Annotated in this window: 11 protein-coding genes; 1 reads left to right on the forward strand and 10 read right to left on the reverse strand. The window is 40.8% G+C overall.

What is annotated here, in order from left to right; translation table 11 throughout:
• Nucleotides 1–31 precede the first annotated feature (31 nt).
• From KMHG_RS14220 to KMHG_RS14265, 10 genes are all read right to left on the reverse strand, one after another.
• A complete protein-coding gene (locus KMHG_RS14220) occupies nucleotides 32–361 on the reverse strand; it encodes an antibiotic biosynthesis monooxygenase (protein ID WP_010290492.1) in 330 nt (109 codons plus the stop codon).
• Entirely contained in the window at nucleotides 346–750 is a 405-nt protein-coding gene (locus KMHG_RS14225; protein WP_010290494.1) for an ankyrin repeat domain-containing protein, read from the reverse strand. Before KMHG_RS14225 ends, KMHG_RS14220 begins: the two co-directional genes overlap by 16 nt.
• The gene (locus KMHG_RS14230; protein WP_238984698.1) at nucleotides 751–1,530 is read right to left on the reverse strand and encodes an ABC transporter ATP-binding protein; all 780 of its coding nucleotides are present in this window, start codon (nucleotides 1,528–1,530) and stop codon (nucleotides 751–753) included.
• The gene (locus KMHG_RS14235; RefSeq protein WP_147608245.1) at nucleotides 1,523–2,560 is read right to left on the reverse strand and encodes a FecCD family ABC transporter permease; all 1,038 of its coding nucleotides are present in this window, start codon (nucleotides 2,558–2,560) and stop codon (nucleotides 1,523–1,525) included. Before KMHG_RS14235 ends, KMHG_RS14230 begins: the two co-directional genes overlap by 8 nt.
• Nucleotides 2,560–3,525, reverse strand: a complete 966-nt coding sequence (locus KMHG_RS14240) for an ABC transporter substrate-binding protein (RefSeq protein WP_010290498.1) — start codon at nucleotides 3,523–3,525, stop codon at nucleotides 2,560–2,562. The genes KMHG_RS14235 and KMHG_RS14240 overlap by 1 nt, the downstream gene beginning before the upstream one ends.
• 300 nt (nucleotides 3,526–3,825) lie before the next feature.
• Nucleotides 3,826–4,392 carry a cache domain-containing protein gene (locus tag KMHG_RS14245; protein ID WP_010290499.1) on the reverse strand — a complete coding sequence of 189 codons (567 nt, stop codon included), beginning with the start codon at nucleotides 4,390–4,392 and terminating at the stop codon, nucleotides 3,826–3,828.
• Nucleotides 4,374–4,529 carry a hypothetical protein gene (locus tag KMHG_RS19170; RefSeq protein ID WP_154647382.1) on the reverse strand — a complete coding sequence of 52 codons (156 nt, stop codon included), beginning with the start codon at nucleotides 4,527–4,529 and terminating at the stop codon, nucleotides 4,374–4,376. The genes KMHG_RS14245 and KMHG_RS19170 overlap by 19 nt, the downstream gene beginning before the upstream one ends.
• Nucleotides 4,530–4,629: 100 nt before the next feature.
• A complete protein-coding gene (locus tag KMHG_RS14255; protein WP_010290500.1) occupies nucleotides 4,630–6,048 on the reverse strand; it encodes a YcdB/YcdC domain-containing protein in 1,419 nt (472 codons plus the stop codon).
• A gap of 127 nt (nucleotides 6,049–6,175) precedes the next feature.
• The gene (gene ldmS / locus KMHG_RS14260) at nucleotides 6,176–7,348 is read right to left on the reverse strand and encodes an L-aspartate--L-methionine ligase LdmS (RefSeq protein ID WP_010290502.1); all 1,173 of its coding nucleotides are present in this window, start codon (nucleotides 7,346–7,348) and stop codon (nucleotides 6,176–6,178) included.
• A 1-nt stretch (nucleotide 7,349) separates the two neighbouring features.
• The gene (locus KMHG_RS14265) at nucleotides 7,350–8,564 is read right to left on the reverse strand and encodes a M20 family metallopeptidase (RefSeq protein ID WP_010290504.1); all 1,215 of its coding nucleotides are present in this window, start codon (nucleotides 8,562–8,564) and stop codon (nucleotides 7,350–7,352) included.
• Nucleotides 8,565–9,032: 468 nt separating this feature from the next.
• Between KMHG_RS14265 and guaC the strand changes: the two genes are divergently transcribed.
• Entirely contained in the window at nucleotides 9,033–10,016 is a 984-nt protein-coding gene (guaC, locus tag KMHG_RS14270; protein ID WP_010290505.1) for a GMP reductase, read from the forward strand.
• Nucleotides 10,017–10,077: the final 61 nt, after the last annotated feature.

Genomic DNA, 10,077 nt, shown 5'->3' on the forward strand with positions numbered 1-10,077 from the left:
GATTTTGCGCAATGCCTCTTTCTCAATTCGCTTATTCAGCTGTTACGGTTGGTAAGTGTTCGTATTGAATGTCATAAATGCGGACTTCATTACCGAGCATCGGAGAGTTTTCTTCTTTCACGACGCGTTTATGCGTATTTGTCGCTTCTTCTGATGTGAACCAAGCGTTAAAATCTGCTTTCGTTTCCCAATTCGTCGTAATTTTCACTTCATCGTATTCGTGATTTTTTTCATTGATTAATACTTCCATACGTAAAAAACCTTTAGATGAAGCAACTGTTTTCGGTACTGCAAATCGTTTTGATACTGCTTCGCCAAACCCCTTTTTCGTACGAATAATGTTTTCTAATTTGATTGGCATTGTAATTTCTCCCTTTCTAGTAGCTGGTTTAAATATGCATACACAGGCTCCGCTTCGTACCCGCCATGTTGTGCGTGGCGAATAAGTGAAATGCCATGTGCTCCCTTTGCATGAATGAGTGCTGGATCTCGTTCAAGCGCCAATTCAACATAATTTAAATCCCCAAGCATCGCTTGTGAAAATAATGTTTTTGGCGCACCGTGCTCAATTAGCAATTGTGCAATTTCGCGATTCCCTGTATGTGCCGCTGCGGCGAGGCCCGATTCTACATCGCCTGCGCCCCAATCCATTTCGACATATACGAGTGAAGGTTCGAGACGTAATAAATGCTCGACCATATCGTAATCACCGTGTGCCGCAATAATAAATGGTCGAATATACTCCTTCATCTATCCGTGTCTCCTCCTTCTCATTGGCGTGAAATAAACGCCGTCATCGTTGCGATGTACTTCCGCATTAATATTAAAAATCGTTTCGAACATTTCACGACACATCACGCATTGTGGAATGCCGTTATAACGAATTTGTCCGGCTTTCATGACGATTAATCGATCGCTATATTGTGCCGCTTGATTAATGTCGTGAAGCACCATCACGATCGTCATATTAAATGTTTCATTTAAGTATTTAACGAGTTCTAACACTTCCATTTGATGTGAAATATCTAAATACGTCGTCGGTTCATCAAGTAGTAAAATGTTTGAACGTTGCGCTACAGCCATCGCAATCCAGGCGCGTTGACGTTCACCACCTGATAAACTTGGCAACAAGCGATTGCGCATATGTGCTAGGCCTGTGACATCTAATGCCCAATCGACAATTTCACGATTTTCTGTAGACATTTTGCCAAACCCTTTTTGAAATGGTGCACGACCAAATTCAACGAGCTCTCCAACCGTTAAATCGAGTTGATGATCATTCATTTGTGGTAACATCGCCAAATGTTTCGGAAACTCTTTTTTTGACATTTGTTGGATGTTTTGATCATTTAAAACGATGTCGCCGCTATCTGGCTTTAATAAATTCGCAATGACACGTAGTAACGTTGACTTGCCAGAGCCGTTTGGACCGATCAGGCTGACAACTTCACCTTTTGGAATATGCAAGTTAATATCTTTTAAACCAAATGCCGGATTGCGGACAAATTGAATATGTTCTGCTTTAAGCACGTGCATCGCCCTTTCTATTACGTTGAATTAAATATAAGAAAAATGGCCCGCCAAGAAACGCGAGTAAAATGCCGACAGGTAACTCAATCGGATCGAATACTGTACGTGCAATCATATCGGCAAAGACGACGATAAATGCGCCACCGAGTGCAGATGCAGGTACGAGGAAACGATCATCCGTCCCAATGATGAGACGTAAAATATGTGGAACGACTAAACCGACAAAGCCGATTAAGCCAGAAACACTTACAGCGATTCCTGCAAGTAGAGCGCTCAATAAAATCAAAAAGAAACGAATGATTTCGACGCGCTGTCCGAGCAAGTGCGCAACGTCATCACCGAGTCGTAAAATACGAATGTATTTCACAGAACATAATGCAACGACAATTGCGCCAACCGCATAATATGTAATCATTTGAACGTGCGACCAGCCGACACCTGCGATGCCGCCTGAAAGCCACGGTAAAACCGATTGTACGCGGTCGCTATAAAGTAGCATTAACGCATTCGTGCCTGCTCCCATAATGGCGTTAACGGCAACACCGACGAGCACAATTTTGACCGGCGTTGCGCCGCCTTTCCAAGCAAGCAAATAAATGAGTAACGCTGTAACGAAGGCACCAAAGAATGCCGCAATCGGTAATAAATTTAAATACGCCGGAAAAATAATCATGACGGTAATCGCCGCAATCCCACCACCAGATGACACGCCGATAATACCGGGGTCTGCGAGTGGGTTACGCATAATCGCTTGTAAAATCGCGCCGGCAATCGCTAAACACGCACCGACAAGCATGCCGATAATGACACGTGGAAAACGCAATTCCCAAACGACACGACGTTCAAGCGTTTCATCATTGACCGTCAAACCGTGCCAAATTTCTGCGAGTGTAAAGCGTACAGGCCCTACCATCAAGCTAATCGTTGCGGTCACGACGAGTAAAATGAGGAGTGCGATAAACGTTGTACGACGCTTTTTCGCGAGTGGATGGGCTGTCTGTTTCGTCGTAGGTTGTTGAACTACCACTATTAGCGCACCTCATCCAATTGTTTTTGCATCTCGTCTAACGCTTCCGTAATTTTCGTCCCTGGATTTTGACCGAATAGTTCAGCTGACAATACGACGACGCGTTTTTCTTTCACTGCGTCTAAGTTTTTCCACGCAGCATTTTGTTTCATCTCTTTTTCAAATGCCGCTTTTACAGTGTCCGGATCGCTATGCGTAATGAGCATAACGATTTCTGGATTTGCTTCGATAATTTTTTCCGTACTCATGCTGGCGTAGTTCGGATATTGATCCGCTTTTGGGAAATCAGCAGCGACATTTTCGCCGCCTGCTTTTTCTAAAATATCACCGACAAGCGATGACGGTAGCGCAGCTAAAAATGTACCCGGTGCGCCGTATACGAGTAATGTACGTACTTTCTCTTTCGGCTGTTCGAGTTCGTCTACATGCGCTGAAATGTCATCGTTTAACGCTTGCGCTTCATCTTCTTTTTCTAAAATATCGCCGAATAACGTCACATTCTCCTGAATATCCTCAATCGAATCTGCTTTCGTATAAACGACTTTAGAGCCTTGGTTTTCTACTGTTGGCGCATATTGTTGGAACGTATCTTGTGCGAAAAATACGTCCGCATGTACTTGCGCAATTTTTTCTAATGATGGTGAGTGTGGGTTACCGATTTGTGTAATGCCTTTAAAATTTTCTGGCATTGTACCAGTCATCGTTGGCACCCCAACAACATTCGCATCGAGCGCGAGTAATACTTCCGCATCTCCCGGGCTTAATGCTGCGACAGTTGATGGTGCCTCTGCTAATTCGACTTTATTTCCGCTGCGATCTGTCGTCGAAATATGAACTTTCTCAGCGCTCGTGTTGGCGTCGGTCGCGGCATTACTACCGCATGCAGCTAACACAAGCGATAAACTAGCGACGATTGAAAGTCCTATTTGTGTACGCATAATTCCTTCCAACTTATAAGCCCGCTTCATTTCTTATCATCCTTTCACTTGATTTTAACGAGATATCATCTATACCCATTTGTCTATTTTTTGTCTACTGTTTTATTACTCCCTATCGTGTATAATTGATAAACGTTATCATTTAGGTAATCATTGAGTTCATCATAAAGTTAATGAGAATCATTGTCAATTAAATTTTTATAAAAATTTAAAAAGTGGTGTTTTTATCTGATTTCCGATAAAAAATACCACTTTTTCTACTTCATATCATTTTTTTGTTACCCAAATTTCGTCAAGACCTATTTATAAAGCTATATTTCAATACGAATATTAGCGCATTTTTTCGATAACGATAGCTGTCCAACCTTTCCCTTTATACGCGTTGTACCCTTCAGATTTACTGTAAGCTATTAGGTCATTTTGTTCCATTTCATAGCCACTTTTCGCATGACTCGTCATGGATTTTTGCACCGACTTAAAATGACGTAAGTTTTTATTCAAAATATCTTCTTGTCGTTTCGAAGCAATTACGTCACCTTGTTGATTGATAATATATAAATGAGAAGTGTCGCCTAAATTCGCACGTGAAACAATCTCCATGACATATTGCCAATTAAATCGTGTCGACATTACGCTGATTAATTCTCCACGTTCATTATGAATCGGACTCGAATAATTAATCGTATATGCTCGAATCGTTTCTGAATAATAAAGGTCTGTCACGTACGGTTCATTTGTTTTTCTCACCTTTTCAAACCAGTCGTGCGTCGCCATATTTTGACCGAGTAATTGTTGATTTTTTGCGGTCGCGACGATATCTCCATCTAAGTTAATGACCATTAATTCAAAATACACTTCGTAAATATCGAGCGTATGTTTTAAAAAACGATGCGCCATTTGTACATTCTTAATGATAAAATTTTGGACTGCATCGAAATGCTTTGAATTTTTTTCATCACTTGTTGCATTTGTTCGTTGTCCTGCTTTAAATCACTAATTAATGCAGAAACATTTAAATCCGTCGTGCCTATCATGTAAAATCCCCCTTTTCTATATTATATCGAAAAATTTTAAAAATTCTGATATTTATTAAAGAAGAAAAACCGTACTAGTTCGCGACTAGTACGGTTTTGATTATTCTTCAATATAGCGTTCTTCGAAAATAATTTCGCCTGTATTGCTTTCAATTTTCTCAAGCGTCATTTGACCATCTTTGAAAATGATTTCGTAAACGAGTGTGTAAATTGGGAAGTCATCGCTACTTTCAATCGCACGTGCAAGACGTAATTGTAATTGATCGTAGTAGATTTGATTCGCTTGCTCTAATGAGACCGCAACGTTGTCGACTGAAAATTCATCGACAAGCATTTCGTTCACGCGTGTCACTGTACAATCTTTAATGTTCCCTGTGTAAATACCAACGTCTACGTGTACGTTATATTCTTCTACTGGAATGCCTTTAACGTGACGTAAAAATGAGAATGTACGGAACGGCTCGAAATCGTTTTCCATATCAAATTCGTCATCGTCATCATCGTCTTCTTCCGCTTCTTCGAGCGCTTGGAAGAAAGCAAGCTCTTCTTCTGTTAGCTCATCATCTGCATCGTCTAGTTGCTCTTCAAGCTCAAATTTCTCATGAATATCGCCAATAACTAATTCTAAAAATTGTTTTGCGTTATTTTCTAATTCGCTCACTGGTAATTCAGGCTTTGATTCATCCCATGGCTTAATAGATTCGTAGACGATTTCATAGTCGTCGCTACGATCAATGCGAATTTGAATTTGTTCATTGTCTGGTGATGTCCATACTTGCGTCTCACCATCATCTTCTAAGTGCATCGTATCTTCAATACCGAGTAATTCATTTAGTGATTTCGTTAAAACGACAGGCGCTACTGGTTTTGATGACAATTCTTCATCTTCATCAACGTTATACACTTCTGTTAATGTGCCATCGACACTCACCGCTTGGAAACGGCTTTTCGGTGTATAAACGATATGTAAGCTATCGGGTGTTTCTTCGATTTCACGTTTTAATAACATTTGACCAGCAATTGCTGCTTTCGCTTGTTCTGCTGACAATTTTACTTCTGGATATTGTAGTTGGTAATACGTTTGGTTTAGCGTCGCAGATACGACGAACCCTTGGCGGTTAATTTCAATTTTCGCACCTGAATGTGGTAATGGTAAGTTCAATTCGTGATCGAATTGCTCGAATGTAATCATTACTGAGTCGCCTACCCATTGTTGTGCGCTCGTATAGCGAAGTTCGCCTGAACAAAATTCTTCCGCGAACTCTTCCGCAAATTCTTTAAGATCGTCTAATGAAAGTTCTTCGTATTCATCTAAAGAAATATCATTGTTGTCCGTAATTTCTTCCATGTCGATCATTAAACTCGTTAATTTACCTTCGTCTGACACTTCAATTTGACCGTAAATGATACCACGATTTGCATCGACGATTTCCCCTGTTGTGTCGCCTTCTTCGCATTCAATTTTAATGACTGGGCGACCAAGCATGTACTCTCTAATTGCCATTTCTAATTCCATCATTGTGTGTAATCCTCTCATCACTTGTTTCTAAATATTTGATTCTATCATATCATGATTTCATTCCTTTTAAATATTTGTAATCAAATTGAAAAAAGGTGCACGCAAAAATACGTACACCTTCTCGTCCTTACTGACTAATGACATGTCCCGTCGCATACATCGCTTCTTCATATTTTTCGATATCTTCTAATGAAAATGCGTGCCAAATACAGACAAATGACGACTTTTGCTTCTCATCGAACACATCGCCGTCATAGTAGCTTAACGGCAGTAACACACCTTGTGCTACATAATCTGAAATGACGTTGTAAAATGCTTCGTTATCATCTGGCGTCGTCGCGTCATACGTGAAAAACTTCGCTACCGGATGACCGAGTGATTCCGCGTACATCAACATCGATGTCGAACCATTCAGGCGGAAATTTAAATCGATTGCCCGCACTTCTTGATCTTCTGTCCACAATAAATCAAACCCAGCAATGCCGATGTATCCTTTATCCACACCTGCTTGCATAATTTCAAGCCCTGCTTGAATAACTTCTTCTGGAATGTTATCGACCATGACATTACCGGCGTACATTCCTTCATCGTCGGTAATTTGCACCGACGTCCCTAAATATTGTAGACCAATTTTTGGGCTATACGCATATTGGCACGAATAATTTTCGAGCTCTTTAACGTATTTCTCAATGATGACTTTTTCAGCACCTTCTTGTGAGAATAATCCTTTCGCTACCGCAAGTTGCTCATCAGTATGGCAAATTTGCACACCATGGCCACCTGCTGTTGGCGTTTCATCTCCGGGCTTTAAAACGAATGGTAATGACCATTTTTCAAGCGCTTGTTCTAAATTTTTGCTTTCGACGACTTCACGTTCGACGACGTAACGGTCCGGCACGATATCGCGTAAATACGCTTTACTATTTAAATAATTTAATAGCTCCGCGTCCATCCAATACGCGTCACGGTCGACGGTATCTTCGTCGTGAATGTATTGCAAAACGATTTGTTGCTTTTCGGCGCTCCATTTTTTCAGCACTTCATCGTATTGTTGTTTTGAATTGTACACGTACGGTTGTTCAGGGAACGATAATCCTACTAGTTCAAATATTTTACGTGCTTTATCGGTTTGTGTTGCTTCATGTACGAGAACCGGTACGCCTGCAATTAATGATTCCCGTGCAGATAACGCATTTAACTTTTCTGGACTCGGCATCCATGGATTATCTTCATGCGCAGGTCGTGCAGAAAAGACAACATCTCCATAAATATCTCGCATCGTATATTTCGGTTTTAACATATTAAATACTCCAATCTGTAAAGGTTTGTTGTTCAACTACTTCTTTATGTTGTGCTTTAATACTGTTTAATAATGTTTCGTCTTCAAGCAGTGCTAATCCTGTTAACGCTAGCGCCTTCGCAGATAAAATAAGCGCTTCATCTGCTTTCGTAGATATTGCCGCTTCACAAAAAGCTTTCGTATGACCGATCAGCGTTGAGGAACCAATTTTAATGTGCGGGTGAATGGTTGGCACTACTTGACTTACATTCCCGGTATCGGTTGCGCCGAATCCAAAATCATCGTCGCTAAATTTTTCACCGAGACTTTCGGCGAACGAACGGAATACCGCATCGAGCTGACGATTGATAAAAAAGTCGTCGACGCCGTTTTGAATGAAGTTAAATTGCATCCGAGCGCCTGTTTGAAGGGCCGCACCTTCTGCAATCGCTTTAATACGACGCGTTAAATCGTTTAGGTGATGACGACTGCGTGCACGTGTGAAAAAGCGTGCTTTCGTATATTCCGGAATAATATTCGGTGCTTGACCACCTTCTAAAATAACACCATGAACGCGATCCGTATCGAGCATTTGCTGACGATACGCATTGATGCCGTTATAAAATTGCAACATCGCATCGAGCGCGTTAATGCCGTCATGCGGATTTTCCGATGCATGTGCTGGCTTCCCAAAAAATTCGACTTCAAAGACGTCTACCGCAAGCGTCGGAATCGTATCGTAAGAGTCTGCCCCTGGGTGCACCATGAGCGCCACATCGACGCCATTGAAATGACCGTCTTTGACGTACGCTGCTTTCGCACTGCCATTAACCCCACCTTCTTCTGCAGGAGTACCGTATATTTTCACGACGCCACCTACATCATCGATGACTTGCTTTAACGCAATTCCTGCCGCACAAGAAGTCGTACCAATCACATTATGACCACACGCATGCCCTAAGCCAGGTAACGCATCATATTCGGCTAAATAGGCAATTGCCGGGCCATCTTTCTCAGCTGCATATGTAGCGATAAATCCTGTATCATAGCTTGAAATGTTTCGCTCTATCGTAAAGCCAAAATCCTCTAATAAATCCATAAGCGTTCGCGACGCAAAAAATTCTTCATTCCCAATTTCCGGTCGCGCATGAATTTGGTGACTAATGTCTAATAACCGATTAGATAATTGATCGACGACTTTTTCAATGCGTGCGCGCTTTGTCTCTGTCACTTGCATCTGAAAACCCCCTTTACACAAATTGTAAATTCTATCTTTAATCACCACAAACGATATGCCCATAAAGATTAATAAAACTAAATAAATTTCCATATTTAGGTTGTTCGACTTTTAGCAATATAGCTGTGATAGGTGGTCGGCATTATTCGGCTTTCATTTCAGTGTAAATATACCCTCATTTACGTGTTTTAATCAACGACACCTACCATTCATACGTCAGACATCTAACAACTAAAAGTGAAAGATTTTACACATTTTTCAGCGAATATGAGACGTTAATTATCACTTATTTACTTTTCAGTATTGATATTTTTTTGCTTTTTAGCACAATTTATGTATATTTTTTCGCTTTCTATGCAAATGTTCAAAAAAACGTTTGACAGCGTTATCAAAATATTGTAAATTACCAAAGGACGAACAATTTATTAAATATAAAAAATATTATTCGCTTTTTAGGAGTGTTTTTTCATGGATAACGTATTTGATTATGAAGATATTCAATTAATTCCGGCTAAATGTATCGTAAACAGCCGTTCAGAATGTGATACAAGCATCGAATTAGGTGGGCACAAATTCCGCCTTCCTGTCGTGCCAGCAAACATGCAAACAATTATCGACGAAACGATTGCGGAGAAACTTGCAGCAGGTGGTTATTTTTACATCATGCACCGTTTCAACCCAGAAAAACGTGTCGCATTCATTCAAGATATGCAAGCAAAAGGCTATATCGCTTCAATTAGCGTTGGCGTAAAAGAAGAAGAATATGCTTTCGTTGAAGAACTAGCAGAAAAAGGTTTAACACCTGAGTTCATCACGATCGATATCGCACACGGTCATTCAAACGCTGTTATTTCTATGATTCAACATATTAAAAAGCTTGTACCAGGTGCTTTCGTTATCGCAGGTAATGTCGGTACACCAGAAGCTGTACGTGAACTTGAAAACGCTGGCGCAGATGCAACGAAAGTCGGCATCGGACCAGGTAAAGTATGTATCACAAAAATTAAAACAGGCTTCGGTACTGGCGGCTGGCAATTAGCAGCACTTCGCTGGTGTGCAAAAGCTGCAACGAAACCAATCATCGCTGATGGTGGTATTCGTACGCACGGTGATATCGCGAAGTCTGTACGCTTCGGCGCTTCAATGGTCATGATCGGCTCATTATTTGCAGGCCACGAAGAATCACCAGGTGTGACAGTTGAAAAAGACGGTAAAAAATTCAAAGAATACTTCGGTTCTGCGTCTGAATTCCAAAAAGGCGAAAAGAAAAACGTCGAAGGTAAAAAAATGTACGTAGAATATAAAGGTTTATTGAAAGATACATTAGTGGAAATGGAACAAGATTTACAATCATCGATTTCATACGCTGGCGGTAAAAGCTTAGATGCGATTCGCACAGTCGACTATGTAGTCGTGAAAAATTCTATTTTCAATGGGGATAAAGTTTACTAATCACGAAGATTTTCAAACAAGGGGTTTTATATAAAAAAAGCCGTAGCTTGGGGAAGCTACG

The organism is Kurthia massiliensis (genome assembly GCF_000285555.1).
GTDB lineage: Bacteria > Bacillota > Bacilli > Bacillales_A > Planococcaceae > Kurthia > Kurthia massiliensis.